General features: G+C 63.5%; 21 protein-coding genes. 15 read left to right on the plus strand and 6 right to left on the minus strand.

The genetic code is table 11. From position 1 onward, the window contains the following. Positions 1-11 precede the first annotated feature (11 nt). Positions 12-803: an IclR family transcriptional regulator C-terminal domain-containing protein gene (locus tag GWE18_RS32450; protein ID WP_275189773.1), complete on the plus strand. Its 792-nt coding sequence runs from the start codon at positions 12-14 to the stop codon at positions 801-803. Between the two features lie 214 nt (positions 804-1,017). Here the strand turns inward: GWE18_RS32450 and GWE18_RS32455 are convergent, their stop codons facing one another. The 4 genes from GWE18_RS32455 to GWE18_RS32470 all read right to left on the minus strand — a co-directional run bounded on the left by GWE18_RS32455 (position 1,018) and on the right by GWE18_RS32470 (position 3,232). After that, complete coding sequence (locus GWE18_RS32455) at positions 1,018-1,551, minus strand: hypothetical protein (RefSeq protein ID WP_275189774.1); 534 nt, start codon at positions 1,549-1,551, stop codon at positions 1,018-1,020. A gap of 14 nt (positions 1,552-1,565) precedes the next feature. Beyond that, positions 1,566-1,799 carry a hypothetical protein gene (locus GWE18_RS32460; protein WP_275189775.1) on the minus strand — a complete coding sequence of 78 codons (234 nt, stop codon included), beginning with the start codon at positions 1,797-1,799 and terminating at the stop codon, positions 1,566-1,568. Between the two features lie 25 nt (positions 1,800-1,824). After that, the gene (locus GWE18_RS32465; RefSeq protein WP_275189776.1) at positions 1,825-2,184 is read right to left on the minus strand and encodes a PilZ domain-containing protein; all 360 of its coding nucleotides are present in this window, start codon (positions 2,182-2,184) and stop codon (positions 1,825-1,827) included. Positions 2,185-2,326: 142 nt separating this feature from the next. Continuing rightward, positions 2,327-3,232: a helix-turn-helix transcriptional regulator gene (locus GWE18_RS32470; RefSeq protein WP_275189777.1), complete on the minus strand. Its 906-nt coding sequence runs from the start codon at positions 3,230-3,232 to the stop codon at positions 2,327-2,329. Between the two features lie 135 nt (positions 3,233-3,367). On the opposite strand from GWE18_RS32470, the gene GWE18_RS32475 reads away from it, so the two are divergent. The 6 genes from GWE18_RS32475 to GWE18_RS32500 all read left to right on the plus strand — a co-directional run bounded on the left by GWE18_RS32475 (position 3,368) and on the right by GWE18_RS32500 (position 10,140). Beyond that, on the plus strand, positions 3,368-4,906 hold the full coding sequence (locus GWE18_RS32475) for a benzoate-CoA ligase family protein (protein WP_275189830.1): 1,539 nt from the start codon (positions 3,368-3,370) through the stop codon (positions 4,904-4,906). Between the two features lie 176 nt (positions 4,907-5,082). Next, entirely contained in the window at positions 5,083-5,901 is an 819-nt protein-coding gene (locus GWE18_RS32480; protein WP_275189778.1) for an alpha/beta hydrolase, read from the plus strand. A gap of 48 nt (positions 5,902-5,949) precedes the next feature. Next, positions 5,950-6,462 carry a DUF309 domain-containing protein gene (locus tag GWE18_RS32485; RefSeq protein ID WP_275189779.1) on the plus strand — a complete coding sequence of 171 codons (513 nt, stop codon included), beginning with the start codon at positions 5,950-5,952 and terminating at the stop codon, positions 6,460-6,462. A 106-nt stretch (positions 6,463-6,568) separates the two neighbouring features. After that, positions 6,569-8,257, plus strand: coding sequence for a 2,3-epoxybenzoyl-CoA dihydrolase (gene boxC, locus GWE18_RS32490; RefSeq protein ID WP_275189780.1), 1,689 nt, complete (start codon positions 6,569-6,571; stop codon positions 8,255-8,257). A gap of 137 nt (positions 8,258-8,394) precedes the next feature. Beyond that, positions 8,395-9,828 carry a benzoyl-CoA 2,3-epoxidase subunit BoxB gene (gene boxB / locus GWE18_RS32495; RefSeq protein WP_275189831.1) on the plus strand — a complete coding sequence of 478 codons (1,434 nt, stop codon included), beginning with the start codon at positions 8,395-8,397 and terminating at the stop codon, positions 9,826-9,828. Positions 9,829-9,855: 27 nt separating this feature from the next. Beyond that, positions 9,856-10,140 carry a hypothetical protein gene (locus GWE18_RS32500; RefSeq protein WP_275189781.1) on the plus strand — a complete coding sequence of 95 codons (285 nt, stop codon included), beginning with the start codon at positions 9,856-9,858 and terminating at the stop codon, positions 10,138-10,140. 156 nt (positions 10,141-10,296) lie between these two features. Here GWE18_RS32500 and GWE18_RS32505 read toward each other — a convergent pair whose 3' ends face one another. Both GWE18_RS32505 and GWE18_RS32510 read right to left on the minus strand, forming a co-directional pair. Continuing rightward, a complete protein-coding gene (locus tag GWE18_RS32505; protein ID WP_275189782.1) occupies positions 10,297-11,097 on the minus strand; it encodes an SDR family oxidoreductase in 801 nt (266 codons plus the stop codon). Positions 11,098-11,292: 195 nt separating this feature from the next. Continuing rightward, positions 11,293-12,351: a polysaccharide deacetylase family protein gene (locus tag GWE18_RS32510; protein WP_275189783.1), complete on the minus strand. Its 1,059-nt coding sequence runs from the start codon at positions 12,349-12,351 to the stop codon at positions 11,293-11,295. Positions 12,352-12,518: 167 nt separating this feature from the next. On the opposite strand from GWE18_RS32510, the gene GWE18_RS32515 reads away from it, so the two are divergent. The 8 genes from GWE18_RS32515 (at position 12,519) to pstB (ending at position 20,861) form a co-directional block, all read left to right on the plus strand. Further along, positions 12,519-13,913 (plus strand): OmpA family protein, encoded by a 1,395-nt coding sequence (locus GWE18_RS32515; protein WP_275189784.1) that lies wholly within the window; start codon positions 12,519-12,521, stop codon positions 13,911-13,913. 2 nt (positions 13,914-13,915) lie between these two features. Beyond that, on the plus strand, positions 13,916-14,212 hold the full coding sequence (locus GWE18_RS32520; protein ID WP_275189785.1) for a hypothetical protein: 297 nt from the start codon (positions 13,916-13,918) through the stop codon (positions 14,210-14,212). A 277-nt stretch (positions 14,213-14,489) separates the two neighbouring features. Continuing rightward, on the plus strand, positions 14,490-15,551 hold the full coding sequence (locus tag GWE18_RS32525) for a lysylphosphatidylglycerol synthase domain-containing protein (RefSeq protein WP_275189786.1): 1,062 nt from the start codon (positions 14,490-14,492) through the stop codon (positions 15,549-15,551). Positions 15,552-15,595: 44 nt separating this feature from the next. After that, positions 15,596-16,897, plus strand: coding sequence for an ATP-binding protein (locus GWE18_RS32530; RefSeq protein ID WP_275189787.1), 1,302 nt, complete (start codon positions 15,596-15,598; stop codon positions 16,895-16,897). Positions 16,898-17,037: 140 nt separating this feature from the next. Beyond that, positions 17,038-18,048, plus strand: a complete 1,011-nt coding sequence (pstS, locus tag GWE18_RS32535) for a phosphate ABC transporter substrate-binding protein PstS (RefSeq protein WP_275189788.1) — start codon at positions 17,038-17,040, stop codon at positions 18,046-18,048. A 158-nt stretch (positions 18,049-18,206) separates the two neighbouring features. Beyond that, positions 18,207-19,196, plus strand: a complete 990-nt coding sequence (gene pstC, locus GWE18_RS32540) for a phosphate ABC transporter permease subunit PstC (protein WP_275189832.1) — start codon at positions 18,207-18,209, stop codon at positions 19,194-19,196. Between the two features lies 1 nt (position 19,197). Continuing rightward, on the plus strand, positions 19,198-20,043 hold the full coding sequence (pstA, locus tag GWE18_RS32545; RefSeq protein WP_275189789.1) for a phosphate ABC transporter permease PstA: 846 nt from the start codon (positions 19,198-19,200) through the stop codon (positions 20,041-20,043). Further along, complete coding sequence (pstB, locus tag GWE18_RS32550; protein WP_057853527.1) at positions 20,040-20,861, plus strand: phosphate ABC transporter ATP-binding protein PstB; 822 nt, start codon at positions 20,040-20,042, stop codon at positions 20,859-20,861. Before pstA ends, pstB begins: the two co-directional genes overlap by 4 nt. Positions 20,862-20,867 lie beyond the last annotated feature (6 nt).

Consider the following 20,867-nt stretch of genomic DNA (forward strand, 5'->3'; position numbering starts at 1 on the left):
TGGAGGCGGCGATGCCCAAGCTTAAGCGCCCGAGCGACGGCGACAACCGCGGGGCGACCGATTTCATCGAAAGCCTCGACCGCGGCCTGCGCCTGCTGGAGATGTTCGGCAGCAGCCAACAGGCGATGACGCTGAGCGACCTCGCCAAGGAGGCCGGCCTGCCGCGCGCGACCGCACGGCGAATTCTGTTCACGCTGGAGCGCGCCGGTTTTGTCGCAACCGACGGCAAGCTGTTTCGCCTCACGCCGCGCGTGCTGGTGCTGGCGTCAAGCTTTCTGGTTTCCAACCATGTCGTCTCGGTGCTGCAGCCGGCGCTCGATAAATTGTCGAGCGAGGCGCAGGAAATCTCTTCGATGGCGATCCTCGATGGCAACGACGTCGTCTTCATCGCGCGCGCCAGCCCGACGCGGATTTTTTCCGCAGGCATCGACATTGGCTATCGGCTGCCGGCCTTCTGTACCTCGGTCGGTCGTGTCCTGCTGTCGCGGCTGCCCGACGACGAATTGGCCGCGGCGCTCGACCGGATGGATCTCGCAGCCCTGACACCCTTCACCGTGACCGACAGAAAACTGTTGTTGAAGACGATCATCGCCGATCGTGCGAAAGGCTATTCGCTGGTCGATCGCGAAGCCGAGCCCGGCTTTCGCTCGGTCTCGGTGCCGGTCCGCCGCTACGACGGCGCGATCGTCGCCGCCATCAACATGGGCGCGCATGTCGACCGCGTATCCGCGGCCGAGATGATCGAACGCTTCCTGCCGCGTTTGCGCGAGGCAGCGGCCTCGGTGAAGTCGTTGCTGGTGTGACGGAAGCGTCCGCCGTCATTGCCTGCGACAAACGCGGAGCGTTTGCGCAAGGGAGCGAAGCGACGAAGCAATCCATTCTATCCGGCGTCGCGCGATGGATTGCTTCGCGGAGCCTGTCATCGGGCGCGCATTCGCGCGACCCGTTGGCTCGCAATGACGGGGTGGACGCCTCGATATGAAGAAGAGAGTCCGAGCACGTTGCTCGACCTGCTTTCTAGGCGTTGAGCCCGAAGCGGCGTACGATTTCCTGCGCGGTCACTTCTGCCGGGTTCATCCCGGTATCCAGCTTGAGACAATGTGGCCGCGGCACGGCGGTGAGGTCGTAGCGGTCGAACTCCCGGATCAAATGTTCTCCTGAAGTTATCTTGCCCCGCGCCACCCGGTCGGGATTGCCGACCCTGCGCAATGCTTCTTCGCGCGAGCAGTGCAGGAAGACCGGAAGCAATTCGCCGCTGCGACGTTGCACGATCTCCTCGATCTGCCTGAAATGCTCTCGGTCGTCAGGCTCGGCATAGCAGAAGGTCGTGACCAGCAGCGGCACGCGATGTTCGGCGGCAGCATCAATGGCCGAACGTCTGACGTCATGGACAAGCTCCCAGAATCCGGGCGCGCCGAAATCGAAGATCGTGAGCGCCAGATCGATGGCGGCGTGATTGTCCATCAGCCGCCCCGGCACGATCCGGAGCAGCGCCTTTGCAACCGTCAGCTTGCCGGCCGCGGGCGCTCCATGGAGGAAAAGCAGCTTCATGCGCTTCAGACGCGTTATGGAGGGGGCAATCGCTTCAGCGCCGCCGCTATCGCTTCGAACTTGGCGACGATCTGTGGTGTCACCAGATAACGCAGCGTGCCCGCGACCGTGAGGCCGACGACGATCGCGATGATCGTGTACTGCGTCGTCAACACGGCCAGCAGTATCGTGCGCAACCTGCGCCGCCGGACTTTCGGCGGTTTGGCGGCAGCAGGGAGGAGGGCGTCTTCGCCTTCAACCGTACTCATGCGGTCCGACCTGACAAGACCGCATTCAGTATTCGGAAAGGAACTGATCGAGGCGGGACTGCAGCCGCCTGTTGGCCCGTTCGCTGGCGCGCAGCTTGCGCACCCAGTGCAGCGGGACGACGCCGCTGTCCTCGTGCACATTGGCGAACACCAGGCCCGCCGCATCGCGGCTGCGCCAGACGAGGCGCGCCGTACACGAGATTGCCTTGCGCTCGATTTCGAAGTCCACCTCGTCGGGGACAAGGGCCGCGCCTTCAAATTCGATCTTCGCGCCAAACATGCTGAAGTTGCGCACGGCGCAGGCGATCGTTGAGCTGCGGCCGTTGAACGCGACGAGGCCGCCGTAATAGACGCGGCTTCTGGGCAGGTGACGACGCTCGAGCATGGTTCCTCTCCATTCGATTAACGAATTGGTAACACAATTCAAGGGTGTGCCGCTGCATAGAACTCGTGCCGTGGTTAACCGCGGCCATGCGGTTGTACGAGCGGAGCCCGCCCCGATAGGTTGTAGTGCTATGGCGGGGAGATCAGGAGGCCGCGCTGCGCAGGCCGAAGGCGTGCTTGTCGTGCAGCACCGGCGCGACCGCATCGACCAGCCGCGTCGCTGCGGCGTCGACCGAAAGCCCAGCGGTATCGACCACGGCGGAGGCGCGGGCGTAGAGCGGCTCGCGGCTGACCAGGATGTTGCGCAGCTCCGCCATCGCGGAACGATCGTCCGCCATCGGGCGCAGATCGCCCTGGCCGCGGACGCGGGCCATGTGCTCTTCCGGCTCGGCCTTGAGCCAGATGGTGTAGAACGACGACAGGATGAGGTCGAAGGTCAGCGGCTCGGAGACGATGCCGCCGCCGGTCGCCAGCACCATTAACTCTTTCCGCGCCAGCAATTGCGAAAGCGCCGCCTGCTCCATGCGGCGAAAGCCTTCCTGGCCGTAGAGCGCGATGATCTCGGCGACGGATAATCCGTTCTGCGCCTCGACCTCCTTGTTCAGCTCGACGAACTTCCAGCCGATCTTCTTCGCCAGCATCTTGCCGAGCGTGGATTTGCCGGCGCCGCGCAGGCCGATCAGGGCGATGCCGGCGAAGGAGATCCGCCGCTGCGCCGACAGGCCGCCGCCGGCGAGCGCGTCCTTCGCCTGCGCAATCTGGGCGGGCGTTGCCTTGCGCAGGAGGTCGCGGATGACGGCCCAGTCCGGCGCCGGCTCGGTAGCGGGAATGAGGTCTTCGAGATGCGCGCCCATCGCGTTCGACACGCGCCGCAGCAGCACGATCGATACGTTGCCCTTGCCGCTTTCGAGCTGCGCGATGTAGCGCTCGGAAATCCCTGATACCTTGGCGAGTACCTTGCGCGACATGCCGCGAAGGGCGCGCATGGTGCGCACACGCTGGCCAAGCTGCTCGAGAAAGCCGGTTTCGGGGTCGCTGGCCTCGGTCATTTCCCTCGTTCGGCTTTACCTGCTGGTGAACGGATTTCGGAAACATAATGCCGATGAGGATTGACAGCAAGCGCCGCTGGTGTCTTTGTATGAATTATAATTCTTAAAACCCAGGGGAGAAGCGTCGTGAGCGGCATGTCCGGTTCGTACAATGCGGTGACCTGGCTGCTCGACCGCAACGTCGACGAGGGCCGGGGGAAGAAGCTCGCCTTCACCGATACCGTCTCCGAGCTCACCTACGGCGATCTGCAGAAGCAAAGCTGCCGCGTCGCCAACATGCTGCGCCGGCTCGGCGTCCGCCGCGAAGAGCGCGTCGCGATGATCATGCTGGATACCGTCGATTTTCCTTCCGTGTTTCTGGGCGCGATCCGCGCCGGTATCGTGCCGGTGCCGCTCAACACACTGCTGACGTCGGATCAATATGCCTATGTGCTGGCGGACTGCCGCGCGCGCGTGCTGTTCGTTTCCGAAGCGCTGCTGCCGGTGGTCAAGGACATCGTCGGGCGGATGCCGGATCTCGAGCACGTCGTCGTCTCCGGCAAGGACGCGCACGGCCACAAGAAGCTCTCCGACGGGCTCGCGCGCGAAAGCGATTCCTTCGCGACCGCGCCGACCCATGCCGAGGAGCCGGCATTCTGGCTCTATTCGTCCGGCTCGACCGGAATGCCCAAGGGCGTGCGGCATCTGCATTCCAATCTGCAGGCCACGGCAGAAACCTACGCCAAGCAGGTGCTCGGCATTCGCGAGCACGACGTTTGTCTGTCGGCGGCCAAGCTGTTCTTCGCCTATGGCCTCGGCAATGCGCTCACGTTTCCGATGTCGGTCGGCGCGTCGACGGTCTTGAACACCGACCGGCCGACGCCGGCCGCGATGTTCGCGCTGATGAACAAGTATAACCCGACCATCTTCTACGGCGTACCGACCCTGTTCGCCGCGATGCTCAACGACGAGACGCTGAAGGACGCGCGGGCCGGCAATCGTCTGCGCATATGCACTTCGGCCGGTGAGGCGCTGCCGGAGTCCGTCGGCAATGCCTGGAAGGCGCGCTTCGGCGTCGACATTCTCGACGGTGTCGGCTCGACCGAGCTGTTGCACATCTTCCTCTCCAACGCGCCCGGCGACATCAGGTACGGCTCCTCTGGCCGCCCCGTGCCCGGCTACAAGGTGCGGCTCGTCAATGAAGCAGGCGCCGAAGTGCCCGATGGCGAGGTCGGCGAATTGCTGGTCGATGCGCCCTCGGCAGGAGAAGGCTACTGGAACCAGCGAGCCAAGAGCCGGCAGACCTTTGAGGGCCACTGGACCCGCACCGGCGACAAATACATCCGCGACGCCGACGGCCGTTACACCTTCTGCGGCAGAAGCGACGACATGTTCAAGGTCTCCGGCATCTGGGTTTCGCCGTTCGAGGTCGAGAGCGCGCTGATCACCCATCCGGCCGTGTTAGAGGCCGCCGTCGTGCCCGAGGCCGATCCGGAAGGATTGCTGAAACCAAAAGCCTTCGTCGTGCTGCGCGCCGGCACCAGGACCGATGATCTGCATGAGGCGCTGAAGGAGCACGTCAAGCAGAAGATCGGCCCGTGGAAATATCCGCGCTGGATCGACGTGGTGGACAGTCTGCCGAAGACGGCGACGGGGAAGATTCAGAGATTCAAGTTGCGGGATGGCGTATCGTAACCTTTCTCACGTCGTCCCTGCGAACGCAGGGACCCATAGCCACCGGCCTTCGTTGTGACCAAAGGTCTCACACATCACGCGTCAATGGATAAGCCGCGGCGTATGGGTCCCTGCGTTCGCAGGGACGACGTGAGAGAGGAGTGCGACGTCTGGATCACTTTCGGAAAACTTACAGCATGACAACCCTTACCCCCTCCGGCTTTCTCACCGTCGGCGCTTCGCATCTCGAATACCGCATGATCGGCCCGTCGCCCGAGGCCGCGCCGACCATCGTGGTGCTGCATGAGGGGCTCGGATCGGCCGGGCTGTGGGGCGACTTTCCCGAAAAACTTCAGGCCGCGACCGGCGCCGGCGTGTTCGTCTATTCGCGCGCCGGTTATGGCCATTCGACGCCGGTGAAACTGCCGCGGCCGCTCGACTACATGCATGTCGAGGCGCTCGACGTGCTGCCGAAACTGCTCGACAAAATCGGCTTTCGCCGCGGCCTGTTGCTCGGACATTCCGACGGCGCCTCGATCGCGGCGATCTATGCGGGCTCGCATCAGGATCACCGCGTCCAGGGTCTCGCGTTGATCGCCCCGCATTTCATCGTCGAGGATATTTCGGTGGCCTCGATTGCGCAGATCCGGAACGCCTATGAGACCACGAACCTGAAAGAGAAGCTGGCGCGCTGGCACAAGGATGTCGACAACGCCTTCTATGGCTGGAACGGCGCCTGGCTCGATCCGGAATTCCGCAACTGGGATATTTCCGAGTACCTCGCCTATATCCGCGTACCGGTGGCGATCCTGCAGGGTGTGGACGACCAGTATGGAACAATGCGCCAGGTCGAGATCGCGCGGGAAGAGTGCTACTGTCCGGTCGATGTGATTGTCATCCCGGGAGCGGGACATCAGCCGCATCGCGAAGCGCCGGGGGCGACGCTCGATGCGATCTTGGAATTCGCAAACGCGGTGTTGCACGTCGATGACGGCTCGCAGGGACGGGCCGCGTAACGCGTTTCGCTATGCGCCTTCCCTGACGCTTTCCGGGACGGTGTCCCTATGACCGCGCCCTCAGGCACCGGCAATCTGCCGCTGCCGCGATGGGCTTATGTGCCTGGCCAGTCCGAGCAAGCCGGCGCCGATTACGAAACGCTGTCGCAGATCGCAGCTCAGGTGCCGCCGCGCTTCCGCGGTTACGTGCCGGCGCGCCATCCGGCGCTGCGCTACGGCATGATGCTCAACGACCACGGCTACTTCTGGGAGTCCCAGGAGATCCTGGAAGCGGTATGGGCGGCGGCGCCGCAGGGCGGCCGCGAACGGATTCTGTTGCGCGCCTGTATCCTGATCGCGACCGCGAATTTGCGGCTGCGTATGCAGAGACCGCATGTCGCCTCGCGCCTGTTTGGCGAAGCGCTCGGCCAGCTCGAGGCGCTGGGTGCGCGCAATGCCGGTGGCGACGGGTTTGCCGACGGCTTCCCGGTCGCGGCGCTGGCGGCGCTCATCAAGGCCAAACCGGCCCGGCCGCTGCTCTCCACCGCCGATTGGGTGGCATTCGCCGCTTGCCGAACATGAAGCAAAATGCATGTTCCGACGTTTTAGACTAGACTCGATCAAAAACATGCACTATTGTGCATCTAACGAACCAAGCAAACCTTAAGAAAACGACAGAGGGTGGCCCATGGCCGGTGAAGATCGCGTCCTCGCAGGCGGCGCGAAATACATCGATTTTCAAACGGATCCGTCGCGCTACCGGCACTGGAAGCTCGCCGTCGAGGGCGAGGTCGCGACCCTCACCATGGATGTCGATGAGAACGCCGGCCTGTTCGAAGGCTATCAGCTCAAGCTGAATTCCTACGATCTCGGCGTCGACATCGAACTCGCGGACGCCGTGCAGCGGCTGCGTTTCGAGCATCCGGAAGTGAAGGTGGTGGTGATGCGCTCGGGCAAGAACCGCGTGTTCTGCGCCGGCGCCAATATCCGCATGCTGGCGGGCGCCACCCACGCCCACAAAGTCAACTTCTGCAAATTCACCAACGAGACCCGTAACGGCCTGGAAGATTCGTCGGAAAATTCCGGGCAGCGCTTCATCACCGTCGTCAACGGCACCGCGGCCGGCGGCGGCTACGAGCTGGCGCTCGCGACCGATCACATCATCATGGCCGATGACGGCGCCGCCGCCGTGGCGCTGCCGGAAGTGCCGCTGCTCGCGGTGCTGCCGGGCACCGGCGGGCTGACGCGCGTGGTCGACAAGCGCAAGGTGCGCCGCGACCATGCCGATTTCTTCTGCACCATCGAGGAAGGTATCAAGGGCAAGCGCGCCGTTGCATGGCGGCTGGTCGACGAGATCGCGCCCAACAGCAAGCTCGAAGGCAAGGTCGCCGAGCGCGCCAAGGAATTCGCTGCCGCCTCGAAGCGCAACGGCAGCGGCAAGGGCATCGCGCTTGCGCCGCTCAACCGCACCATCGACGACAGCGGCATCCGCTACGGTTTCGTCAGCGTCGACATCGACCGCGCGGCGCGGATTGCGACCATTTCGATCAAGGCGCCGGAAGCGGCCCCGCCTGATGACATCGACGGCCTGATCGCGCAGGGCGCGTCGTTCTGGCCGCTGCAGGTGGCCCGCGAGCTTGATGATGCGATCCTGCACTTGCGCATCAACGAACTCGAAATCGCGATGCTGGTGTTCAAGTCGCATGGCGATGCCGCCAATGTAGTGGCCTGCGACACGTTCCTCGAAGCCAACAAGGCGCACTGGCTGGTCAACGAGATCAGGCACTACTGGAAGCGCGTCTTGAAGCGCATCGACGTCACCTCGCGCACGCTGGTGACGCTGGTCGAGCCCGGCTCCTGCTTCGCCGGCACGCTGGCCGAACTCGTGTTCGCCGCCGACCGCTCCTACATGCTGATCGGCTCGCGGCAGGGCGACAACCGCCAGCCTCCGGCGATCCAGCTCACCGCGCTGAATTTCGGCCCCTATCCGATGAGCCACGGCCTGACCCGGCTGCAGTCGCGCTTCCAGGCCGATCCGTCCGATCTGGAGCGCGCGGAAGCCACCATCGGCACCACGCTCGATGCTGAGGAAGCCGAGGAGCTCGGCCTCGTCACCTTCGCGCTCGACGATATCGATTGGGACGACGAGGTGCGGGTGTTCCTGGAAGAGCGCACCAGCTTCTCGCCCGACGGTCTCACCGGCATGGAAGCGAACCTGCGCTTCGCCGGACCGGAGACCATGGAATCGAAGATCTTCTCGCGTCTCACGGCGTGGCAGAACTGGATCTTCCAGCGCCCCAATGCGGTCGGCGAAGAGGGCGCGCTGCGCCGCTACGGCACCGGTCAGAAGGCGCAGTTCGATATGACGCGGGTTTAGACAGGTATTGCTGCGTCATGGCCGGGCTCGTCCCGGCCATCCACGTCTTCTTTTCATCAGCAAGAAAAGACGTGGATGCCCGGCACAAGGCCGGGCATGACGGCAAATGTGCACAAAGGAGCACGGCCATGAACTTCATGAACGTCGACTACTCGACCAAAATCCCCAACAACGTGAATCTCAGTGAAGACCGCCAGGTGCTGAAAGCCCTGGAGGGCTGGCATCCCGGTTACATGGACTGGTGGGGCGACATGGGCCCCGAAGGCTTCCAGCAGTCGCTGGTGTATTTGCGCACCGCCTATTCGGTCGATCCGCGCGGCTGGGCCAAGTTCGATTACGTCAAGATGCCGGAATATCGCTGGGGCATTCTGCTGGCGCCGCAGGAAGAAAACCGCGTCATTCCCTTCGGCGAGAATTACGGCAAGCCGGCCTGGCAGGAAGTCCCGGGCGAACACCGCGCCACGCTGCGCCGCCTGATCGTGATCCAGGGCGACACCGAGCCGGCTTCCGTCGAGCAGCAGCGCCATCTCGGCAAGACCGCGCCCTCGCTCTACGACCTGCGCAATCTGTTTCAGGTCAATGTCGAGGAAGGCCGTCATCTCTGGGCGATGGTCTATCTCTTGCAGAAATATTTCGGCCGCGACGGCCGCGAGGAGGCGGACGATTTGTTGCGCCGCCGTTCCGGCGATGCGGATAGCCCACGCATGCTCGGCGCCTTCAATGAGGCGACGCCGGACTGGCTATCGTTCTTCATGTTCACCTACTTCACCGACCGCGACGGCAAGATGCAGTTGCACTCGCTCGCGCAATCCGGTTTCGATCCGCTGTCGCGCACCTGCCGCTTCATGCTGACCGAAGAAGCGCATCACATGTTCGTCGGCGAGACCGGCATCAGCCGTGTCGTGCAGCGCACCTGCGAGGCGATGAAGGAAGCCGGCATCTCAGATCCCACCGACGTCGCCAAGGTGCGTGCGTTAGGGGTGATCGACCTGCCGACCATCCAGAAGAAGCTGAACCTGCATTATTCGCTGTCGCTCGATCTCTTTGGCTCGGAAGTCTCGACCAACGCCGCCAACGCCTTCAATGCCGGCATCAAGGGCCGCTACAAGGAGACCCAGATCGACGACGACCACCAGCTCAAGAACGCCACCTATCCGGTGCTCAAGCTGATCGACGGCGTGATCAAGCGCGTCGATGAGCCGGCGCTGACCGCGCTCAACATGCGGCTGCGCGACGACTACACGCAGGATTGCGTCAAGGGCATGCTGCGCTGGAACAAGATCATTTCGCTCGCCGGCTATCAGTACAAGCTGACGCTGCCAGACGTTGCGTTCCACCGCCACATCGGCGAGTTCAAGGATATCCACGCTACGCCCGACGGCGTCCTGATCGACGACGCCACCTGGAACCAAAAGAGCGAATGGTTGCCTTCGACGCAGGACGGCGACTTCATCGCTTCCCTGATGAAGCCGGTGACCGAAGTCGGCGTCTATGCCAACTGGATCTCGCCGCCGAAGGTCGGCATCGACAACAAGCCCGGCGATTTCGAGTACGTGAAGATCGAGACCTGAACCACCCCGTCATCGGGGAGCAGTAAGATGGACCCCGACCAAGATCTCGAAGCAATGGGCCGCGACCAACTGGTCGCGGAGGTGAAACGTCTAAGGGCCGGTATCCGCACGCATCGTGACAGCACTGGTCACGACCTGTGCTGGCATCATCCCGATCTCTGGGGCCTGTTGCCCGAGCGCGTCACGCCAGAGGTGGCCGTCCCGCCCTGGCCGAAATTTTTGCGCGGATGCCTGCGCTATCGCGAGGCGCTGGATCGCGAGTTGCCGAACGCGCCGAAGGCAGATTACGAATACGATAAGGACGAGCCGTGATCTCTCCGTTGCCCCGGCCTTGAGCCGGGGCCCATAACCACCGGACGTCGTTGTTTTAGCACGGCGTCAGCCATCATGCGCCATTGATGGATCACGCGGTATGGGTCCCTGCGTTCGCAGGGACGACGTTGGTTTCGCGGAGATGACGGCCGCGCGTTACCCCGCGATCTCAAGCCCCGCATTTGCGTAGACCACGCCGCCATCGACGGCGATCGTATTGCCGACCACGTAATCGCCCGCGCGCGAGGCGAGATAGATCGCTACCCCCGCCATGTCCTCGTCGGTGCCGATACGCCGCGCCGGAATACGCTTTGCGACTTCGTCCGAATGGTCGCGCGCGGCCCGGTTCATGTCCGACTTGAACGCGCCCGGCGCAATCGCGGTGACATTGATATTGTCCTTGATCAGTTTCGTTGCCATGCGCCGCGTCAGATGGATCACGGCGGCCTTGCTCGCCGCGTAGGAATAGGTCTCGCTGGGGTTGACGAAAATGCCGTCGACGGATGCGATGTTGATGACCTTGGCCGGCCGTTCGGGCGAGGCCGCGGCGCGCAGCGGTTTCGCCAGCGCCTTGGTCAGAAAGAACAGCGACTTGACGTTGAGGTCCATGACCTTGTCCCAGCCGCTTTCGGGGAATTCGTCGAATTCCGCGCCCCATGCAGCGCCGGCATTGTTGACGAGGATGTCGAGCTTCGGCTCCAGCTTGATGATTTCGCCAGCGAGCTTGTCGCAGCCTGCGACGGTTGAGATGTCGATCGGCAGCGCGATGCATTCGCCGTCATAGGCGGCGGAGAGTTCCTGCGCAGTCGCTTCGCAGGGACCGGCCTTGCGCGCGGTGATGTAAACCTTTGCCGCGCCCTGCGCGAGAAAGCCGGCCGCGATCATCTTGCCGATGCCGCGTGACCCGCCCGTCACCAGCGCGACCCGGCCATTGAGCGAAAACAGATCCTTGAACATGCGTGCCTCCATTGCTTTGCCGCCGGTTTTGGGCGGGGGAGTGCGGCGAGTCAAGGAAGCTCATCGCGGTCGTCCCTGCGAACGCAGGGACCCATACGCCGCGGCCCATCCGTTGAGCGATGGAGTAGCTACCTTCTGCAACAATCGAAGCCGGTGGATATGGGTCCCTGCTTTCGCAGGGACGACGGATAGACCTTACGCCGCGTCGATGCGGCGAAAGCCGTTCCACATCGCGGTGGCGGCGCCGGAGGTCAGGACGGGGAGGATACGCGCGTCCTGGTAGTTGCCGTTCAGCGAAACCCGCTGCAGCGCGGTCATGTGGTCGGCGCTTTCCGGGAAGATCATGCCCGGCCGCGTCGTGACCGCTGTCTTGAACCCTGCCGCTTTCGCCAGCCTGAATTCACGTTGTCCCGCCGCGATCCGGTCGCCATAGGGATAGGCGAGATGAAGCACCGGCCGCTGCAACTTAGCTTCGATCCGTGCACGGCCGGTGGCCAGTTCGAACGAAGCGGTCTCTTCGCTCTGTCGCGCCAGATTGCAATGCGTGATCGTATGCGCGCCGACCGTCACCAGCGGATCGTCCGCGAACGCCTTCAATTCTTCCCAGGACATGCAGAGGTTGCGGGCGATTGGAGTCTCGTCCACGTCATATCGCGTGCATAGCGCGGAGATTTCGCGCTGCATGTCGTGTTCGGTCGGCAGTGCGCGCAGCCAGTTGTGCATGCGGTCGAACGCCGCCTGCTTGGCTGCCGGCGTCGATGCGTCGAAGCGGATCTTGACGCCGCCGATCGGAGCTTCGATCGAGGATGCCTTTGCGATCGCCTTCTCGAGCGCGACCCACCACAACCGGCCGGTGCCCTCGGCGAAATCACTCGTTACGTAGACCGTAAGGGGCGCGCCAAACTCACGCATCACGGGCAGGGCGTAGTCGCGATTGTCGCGATAGCCGTCATCGAAGGTGAAGCAGGCGAAGCGCCGCGCGAAATTGCGCTCCTGGAGTCGCTGATGCACCTCGTCCATGGTGACGATGTCGACGTCGAGCGCGCGAAGATGCGCCAGCATGGCGCGCAAGAACTCCGGCTCGACCTCGAGATGATGATTGGGCTGAAACTCGACGTCGCGTCGCGGTCGGACGTGGTGCAGCATGAAAATAGCGCCGACGCCTGCGAAGATTGGTCGCAGCAGGAAATGCGCGCCGGAGAAGTAAAGCGCCTCCAGCCCGACGCGGATGACGGTGTTGCGAAGCAGTTTCATCGAGATGCAGGGATGCCCGGTTATTTACGGGGAGAAACTAGCGAAAGACCGCTGAAGAAACAGTTAGCCGGACCAATTTCAGAGCTCTTCGGCTCCTGCGACATTTCGGGTTTGACAGCCCGGCAAGGGTTTGTTTTCTCTCCGATCCGGACCCCGCGGGAACTCGAATGCACGGACTTTTCAGGTGGAGTAGCAAATGGTGGCCGGGCGTCATTCCTTTGGTCATCTTTTGGGCTATCGCGGCCTGGACGAGCACTGAGCCGCTGGAGATCGATCTGGCGCAGCGGTCGGCCGCCGCCCTCAAGGATACCATCCTCGACAAAAGGCGAATCTCGGTCGCAGGCCGCGACGTGACCCTTGCGGCGGATGCATTCTCGGAAGACGGCAGGCAGAGTGCCGTGGCGTCGGTTGCGGCGGTACCGGGCGTGCGGCTGGTTGATGATCAAACCCGGCTCGTTCCGGAAGCCAAGCCGTTTGTCTGGTCGGCCGAGCGTGACGTGCTTCGGGTGACGCTATCGGGCAGTTCGCCCCTGCCGGCGACCAGGGGCCGGTTGATGGACGCGGCCCGCGCCAATCTCGGCGGCGTCGAAGTGGTCGACCGGATGAATCTGTCGCGCGGCGCACCGCCGCGCTTCGACAACGCCGTGCTGTTGCTGCTCGACCTGGTCGGCAAGCTGAAGGACGGCAAGATCACGCTGTCGGACACCAAGGTCAGCCTGTCCGGCATGGCGCGCGACCTCGGCGGCCGGGAAGCCATCGCCGCCGCGCTGAAAAAACTGCCCGAGGGCTTTTCGGTCGCGGCCAACGAGGTCAAAGCGCCGCCTTACATCTTCCAGGCCTACAAGGATCCGGTCGCGCTGACGCTGACGCTGACCGGCAACGTGCCCGACAGCAACGTCCACGCCGCGCTGGTGGCTGCGGCGGGACGCAAGTTCTTCAGTGAAAAGGTCGTCGACAACCTCAAGGCGAGCGTCGGCGCGCCCGCGAGCTTCGCCAACGCGGCGGTATCAGCGCTCGGCGCGCTGTCGCGCCTGTCGACCGGTACGCTCGTCGTCTCCGACCGGGAGGTGAAGCTGTCCGGCGATGCGCTCTATGAAGCCGCCGCCAGTGAGATCCGCGCCGGCCTCGGCAAGGACTTTCCGCAGGGCTGGCAGTTCAAGCCGGAAATCTCGGTCAAGCCGGCCGCGGCGCCGGTGGATGCGACCGTCTGCCAGCAATTATTCGCGGAGTTGCTCGGCAAGGCCCGGATCCGCTTCGAAACCGGCAAGGCCAATATTGTTGCGGATTCCGCCGGCCTCCTCGACCGTTTGATCGAAACCGCGTTGCGCTGTCCGACCGCCAATATCGAGATATCAGGACATACCGATACTGATGGCGACGAGGCGGCCAACCAGGGGTTGTCCGAGCAGCGTGCGCAGGCGGTCGCCGATTATCTGGTCAAGGCAGGATTGCCGGCCAACCGGTTCAGCGCGGTCGGCTATGGCTCGACGCAGCCGATTGCGGGGAATGAGACCGACCAGGGCAAGGCGCAGAACCGCCGCATCGATTTCGTGGTGAAGTGAGCATGGCCTATCTGACCACATTCTACTGGGGTTGGCTCCTGGCATCGGGGCTGCTCGGCTTCGCCATGGGCTGGATATCCGTTGTTCAGCACGGCAACGGCGTCTCGCGGAAACTGCGATGGTGGCTTTCGGCCTTGGTTGCGGCGCTGGTTGGCGTCGCGCTTGCACGTGTCGTGCCCGGCCGTTTCGGCTACTGGCTCGATCTCGGCCTGATCATGTTCGCGCTCTATCTCTGCTTCTGTGCGGTCGGATCATGGTTGCGCGGCTGGGTGGTCTCGCGCAGCGCGCCGCCGGCCTGACCGCGCCATGAGCCGGTCAGCTTTACCGCCGTCATTGTCACGCGTTCTTGACCGGCCCCGGCTATGGTCGCGAATCGCCGTCGGGCGGCGGATTGCTGCAAAACCGTACTTCTACCGTCCCCAACTGGCGCCTAATATGTTGAAGAAGCGCGTTTTATCGTCGTCAGGCGAATTCCACTCCGGCTCAAAACGCGCTACCAGAGGAGCAACGGAGCAGCGTAGCATCGGCGGGGTTCGCGCCATTGCCATCGTCGCAGCAGCGCAATTCGAGGTGTAGATGCTGGAAGCAATACGCAGGGCGATCTCGTTTCTGCGCCAGAAGCAGGTCCTGCACAAGCTCGGCGTTTTGATCAGCATCACGGTCATCGCCGTTGCGTGCTACGTGCTCTATCACATGCTCCGCGGCATCGACGCCAATGAGGTGATCGACGCCATCAAGCGCACCGAGCCGCGCCAGATCGCGCTGGCGGCATTGTTCGTGGCGGCGGGCTATTTCACGCTGACCTTCTATGACTGGTTCGCAGTCCGCGCGATCGGCCGCGGCCACATCCCCTACCGCGTCAACGCGCTTGCCGCTTTTACCTCCTACTCGATCGGGCACAATGTCGGCGCCAGCGTGTTCACCGGCGGCGCGGTGCGCTACCGGATCTATTCGGCCTGGGGGCTAAACGCGATCGACGTCGCCAAGATCTGCTTCCTGGCCGGGCTGACCTTCTGGCTCGGCAATGCCGCGGTGCTGGGACTGGGCATCGCTTATCACCCGGAAGCCGCCGCCTCGATCGATCAGTTGCCGGTCTGGCTCAACCGCCTCGCGGCGTTCGGCATCATCATGGCGCTGATCGGCTATGTGTTCTGGGTTTGGGTCCAGCCGCGCAGCGTCGGCCGCGGGCCGTGGACGGTTACACTGCCGGGCGGGCCGCTGACGCTGCTGCAGATCGCGATCGGCATCGTCGATCTCGGCTTCTGTGCGCTGGCGATGTATGTGCTGGTGCCGGACGAGCCCAATCTGGGCTTTGTCGTCGTCGCGGTGATCTTCGTCTCGGCCACGCTGCTGGGGTTTGCCAGCCACTCGCCGGGCGGGCTCGGCGTGTTCGATGCCGCCATGCTGGTCGGCCTCTGGCAGATGGACCGGGAGGAACTGCTCGCCGGCATGCTGCTGTTCCGCGTCCTCTATTATATTGGTCCTTTTGTCATATCTGTAATCTTGCTGACGCTTCGGGAGATTATCCTCGGCGCGCGATCGAAGCGCCTGCGCCAGTTGGCGTCCGGCGCCGGCGCCGAGCCGACGAGGCATGAAGCCGCCGTCTATGTGCGCGAACGTGGAGACACGGGCGCCTGATGGTGCGGCGGATGCCTCATCAATAGAGGAAGAAGGCCCGCGCAATGGCAATAGACGATTCCAGCACTTCCTCCATCTTTGCACCGTGGCCGGACCGGCTGCGGCATTCGGCCATCATCCTGCTGGCCGCCGGCCTCGCGCTGTGTGCGCTCGTGCTGCTGGCCGATCTCTCGCCGGCGCGCGCTGTGGCGGTTTTCATCTGTATCGCAGCCGCTGCACTGGTGCCCTGGCGGCTGCATGATGCCGGCAGTTCCCGCGAGGATGTCCGTGCGGTCAGTCCGGTCGAGGCGGCAGCCGTCAGCGCGGTCGTTGCCGGCATGCCGGATCCGGCGGTGCTGCTCGACCGCGCCGGGCGTGTCATTCATCTCAATGCGGCGGCTGCCCAGCTCGCGCCGGCGCTGCGCAAGAACGAACTCGCACAGTTCGCGCTGCGCTCGCCGGAGATCATCACCGCACTTCGCGAGGCGATCGCGACCAGTGAACCGCGCCGGGCGCTCTATCTCGACCAGGTGCCGGTCGACCGCTGGATGGAACTGATCATCACGCCGGTGCCGGTGCCGACGCTGTTCGGCGGCACCGAAAAATGCATGCTGATGACTTTCCACGACCAGACGCCGCTGCGGCGGGTCGAGGAAATGCGCGCCGATTTCGTCGCCAATGCCAGCCACGAGCTGCGGACGCCGCTGGCGGCGTTGTCGGGCTTCATCGACACGCTGCAGGGCCCTGCCAAGGACGACGCCAAGGCGCGCGAACGCTTTCTGTCGATCATGCATACGCAGGCGACGCGAATGGCGCGGCTGATCGACGATCTGTTGTCGCTGTCGCGGGTCGAGTTGTCGGCCCATGTCCGCCCCGACGCCTGCGTCGATATCGTGCCGATCATTCGCCAGGTCGCCGACGGGCTGGAGCCGCTCGCCCGGGAACGCCAGGTCGAAATCGAGATCGACCTGCCCACCGCGCCGGTGACGATCGCGGGCGATCGCGAGGAGTTGCTGCGGCTGTTCGAAAACCTGATCGAGAACGCGCTCAAATACGGCGCGTCCGGCGGGCGGGTCATCGTCACCCTGACCCAGGCCACATCTGGCGAGGGCGCGCCGGAAGTCCGTATCATGGTCCGGGATTTCGGCCCCGGCATCGCGCCGGAACATCTGCCGCGGCTGACCGAACGCTTCTACCGGGTCGATGTCGGCGACAGCCGCGCGCAAGGTGGAACCGGCCTCGGTTTATCCCTAGTGAAACATATTCTTAACCGTCATCGCGGCCGGCTTTTGATCGAAAGCGTGCCCAAAAACGGCGCCGTCTTTACTGCCTGTTTTCCCCAGGCCAAGGCCCCGTCAGCGCATTAAGTCAAGCGATTTCAATTGCTTGTTACTGTCATCCAACTGTCATCTAACCTTCGTAAAAGCTCTATCGACCGCGCCTAAACGGGCGGGCGTGAGCGCGATCGGGCGTAACAGACGCTTCGCTCACACAGATGGAGACGACCATGAATTTCATGAAAGCTATCGTCGCTGCAGGCCTCGTTGCCGCATCGACGTCGGCCTTCGCTGCCGACATTACCGGCGCAGGCGCGACCTTCCCCTTCCCGATCTATTCGAAGTGGGCCGATGCCTACAAGAAGGAGACCGGTAACGGCCTGAACTACCAGTCGATCGGCTCTGGCGCCGGTATCAAGCAGATCCAGGCCAAGACCGTGACCTTCGGCGCCACCGACGCGCCGCTCAAGGCCGAGCAGCTCGAGAAGGACGGCCTGGTGCAGTGGCCGATGGTGATGGGCGCGATCGTGCCGGTCGTGAACCTCGAAGGCATCAAGCCGGGCGAACTGGTGCTGTCGGGCGAAGTGCTCGGCGACATCTATCTCGGCAAGATCAAGAAGTGGGACGATGCCGCAATCGCCAAGCTCAATCCGAAGCTGAAGCTACCCTCGGATGCCATCACCGTGGTCCGCCGCTCCGACGGTTCGGGCACCACCTTCAACTTCACCGACTACCTCTCGAAGTCGAGCGCCGACTGGAAAGCCAAGGTCGGCACCGGCACCGCGGTCGAGTGGCCGGTGGGCGTTGGCGCCAAGGGTAACGAAGGCGTCGCCGGCAATATCGGCCAGACCAAGAATGCGATCGGTTACGTCGAATACGCCTACGCCAAGCAGAACAAGCTGACCCATACCGCGATGATCAACAAGGCTGGCAAGACCGTGCAGCCGACCATGGAAGCCTTCCAGGCGGCCGCGTCGAACGCCGACTGGGCCAAGGCGCCCGGCTACTACGTGATCCTCACCGATCAGCCCGGCGACGCCTCCTGGCCGATCACGGCGGCGACCTTCATCCTGATGCACAAGGCTGCAACCGACAAGGCGGCGTCCCAGGAAGCGATCAAGTTCTTCAAATGGTCGTTCGAGAAGGGCGACAAGATGGCTGAAGAGCTCGACTACATTCCGATGCCGGACTCGGTCGTCAAGCTGATCGAGAAGACCTGGTCCTCGGAGATCAAGAGCTGACGGAGCCAGCGCTTCGCAACGCGACCGCTCAACCCGGGATGCCCGGGTTGAGCACCCCTCTCGGGACAAGAGAGGCAAGAACAATGTGCGAGCCGAAAAAGCCGTGCACCGAAGTCCGGGTCGCTGGGCTATAAGTACAGGGGATTGGCGTGGCAGAAATGACGGTCGAAAGCGACGTAATGGACGCTGCCGGACCTTATGATCGCGCAAAGGCTCTCAGCGCGTTCAAGCTCGGCGACGTCACCTTCTATTGGATCACGCGCGCCTGCGCGATCTCGGTTCTGCTCATCCTCGGCGGCATCATCATTTCGCTTATTATCGGCGCCTGGCCGGCGATCCGGGAATATGGCGCGGCCTTCCTGTGGACGCAGCGCTGGGCGCCGTCTGCCGACCCGCCAGTGCTCGGCGCGCTCGGCCCGGTCTACGGCACGCTGGTCACTTCCGTGATCGCGATGATGATCGCCATTCCGGTCGGCCTCGGCATCGCCGTGTTCCTGACGGAGATCTGCCCGATCTGGCTGCGCCGTCCGATCGGCCTTGCCATCGAACTGCTCGCCGGCATTCCCTCCATCATCTACGGCATGTGGGGCTTCTTCGTGCTGGGGCCGTTTCTGGCCAACACCTTCCAGCCGTTCATGATCAGCGTGTTCGACGGCGTTCCCGTGCTGGGGACGATCTTCGCCGGTCCGCCGTCCTATCTCAGCCTGTTCAACGCGTCATTGATTCTGGCGATCATGGTATTGCCGTTCATCACCGCGATCTCGGTCGACGTCTTCAAGACGGTCCCGCCGGTGCTCAAAGAGGCCGCCTATGGGGTGGGATGTACCAACTGGGAAGTCGTCCGTAACGTCGTCATCCCCTACACCCGCGTCGGCGTGATCGGCGGCATCATGCTGGCGCTCGGCCGTGCGCTGGGCGAGACCATGGCGGTCACCTTCATCATCGGCAATTCGTTCAAGATCCAGTCCTCGATCTTCGCGCCGGGCACCACGATCTCGGCGGCGATCGCATCCGAATTCGCCGAGAGCGACGGGCTGCACCAGTCGGGCCTGATCCTGCTCGGCCTGCTCCTGTTCATTCTGACGTTCTTCGTTCTTGCTGCCGCGCGGCTGATGCTGATGCGTCTGGAAAAGAAGGCGGGGAACTGACATGAACCCGATTTACGTCTCCCGCCGCCGCAAGAACATCATCGTCAAGTTCCTGTGCCTGGGCGCCGCAGCGTTCGGCGTAACCTGGCTCGCGCTGATCCTGTTCACGCTGTTCTATAACGGTCTCGCCGGACTCAACCTCGCCGTCTTCACCCAGGATACGCCGCCGCCCGGTTCGACCGATGGCGGCCTGCGCAACGCCATCATCGGCTCGATCATGATGACCGTGATCGGGGTCGGCATCGGTGCGCCGCTCGGCCTGTTCGCCGGAACCTATCTCGCCGAATACGGCAAGCACGACAAGCTCACCTCGGTGATCCGCTTCATCAACGACATTCTGCTCTCCGCGCCTTCGATCATCATCGGCCTGTTCATCTACGGCGCGATCGTGGTGCCGATGGGCGGCTTCTCTGCCTTCGCCGGCTGCCTGGCGCTCGCCGTGATCGTGATCCCCGTGGTGGTCCGCACCACCGAGGACATGCTGGGGCTGGTGCCCAATCCGCTGCGCGAGGCGGCGTCCGCGCTCGGCCTGCCGCGCTCGCTTGTCATCAAGCGGATCGCCTACCGCGCCGCGCGCGCCGGCCTTATCACCGGCGTCCTGCTGGCCACTGCCCGCGTCGCCGGCGAAACCGCGCCGCTGCTGTTCACCGCGCTGTCCAACCAGTTCTTCAGCCTGGACCTGACCAAGACGATGGCGAACCTGCCGGTCACCATCAACAACTTCGTGCAGAGCCCCTATGTCTACTGGAAGCAGCTCGCCTGGAGCGGGGCCCTGCTGATCACGCTTACCGTACTTGCCCTGAATATTGGCGCGCGCATTCTTGGCGCCGAGAGGACATCCAAATGACCGAACTCTCCGTATCCGTGAGTAACGCGAACGGTCCCGTTCCGCAGGTGGCGCTGCCCGAGGCTGCGCCGAAGGTGACTGCCCGCGGCCTGAACTTTTACTATGGCGAACACCACGCGCTGAAGAACATCAACCTGACGCTCGGCACCCACCGCGTCACCGCCTTCATCGGCCCGTCCGGCTGCGGCAAGTCCACGCTGCTGCGGATCTTCAACCGGATGTACGACCTCTATCCCGGCCAGAAGGCGACGGGGCAGTTGATGCTCGACCAGACCAACATTCTCGACCCCAAGCTCGACCTCAATCTGCTACGGGCCCGCGTCGGCATGGTGTTCCAGAAGCCGACGCCGTTCCCGATGACGATCTACGAGAACATCGCTTTCGGCATCCGCCTCTATGAGAAGATCTCCAAGTCGGAGATGGACGGCCGGGTGGAGAAGGCGCTGCGCGGCGGCGCGCTTTGGAACGAGGTCAAGGACAAGCTGAACGCCTCCGGCCTTTCGCTGTCCGGCGGCCAGCAGCAGCGGCTCTGCATCGCGCGCACGGTAGCGGTGCGGCCCGAAGTGATCCTGTTCGACGAGCCTTGTTCCGCGCTGGACCCGATCTCGACCGCCAAGATCGAGGAGCTGATCCAGGAGCTGGCGGAGGATTACACCATTGCCATCGTCACCCATAACATGCAGCAGGCGGCGCGCGTCTCGGACAAGACCGCCTTCATGTATCTCGGTGAGCTGATCGAATTCGACGACACCAACAAGATTTTCACCTCGCCCGGCGATCGACGCACCCAGGACTACATCACCGGCCGATTCGGTTGAGGAGAT

The sequence above is a fragment of the Bradyrhizobium sp. CSA112 genome (assembly GCF_029051645.1).
In the GTDB taxonomy this organism is placed as follows: Bacteria; Pseudomonadota; Alphaproteobacteria; order Rhizobiales; family Xanthobacteraceae; genus Bradyrhizobium.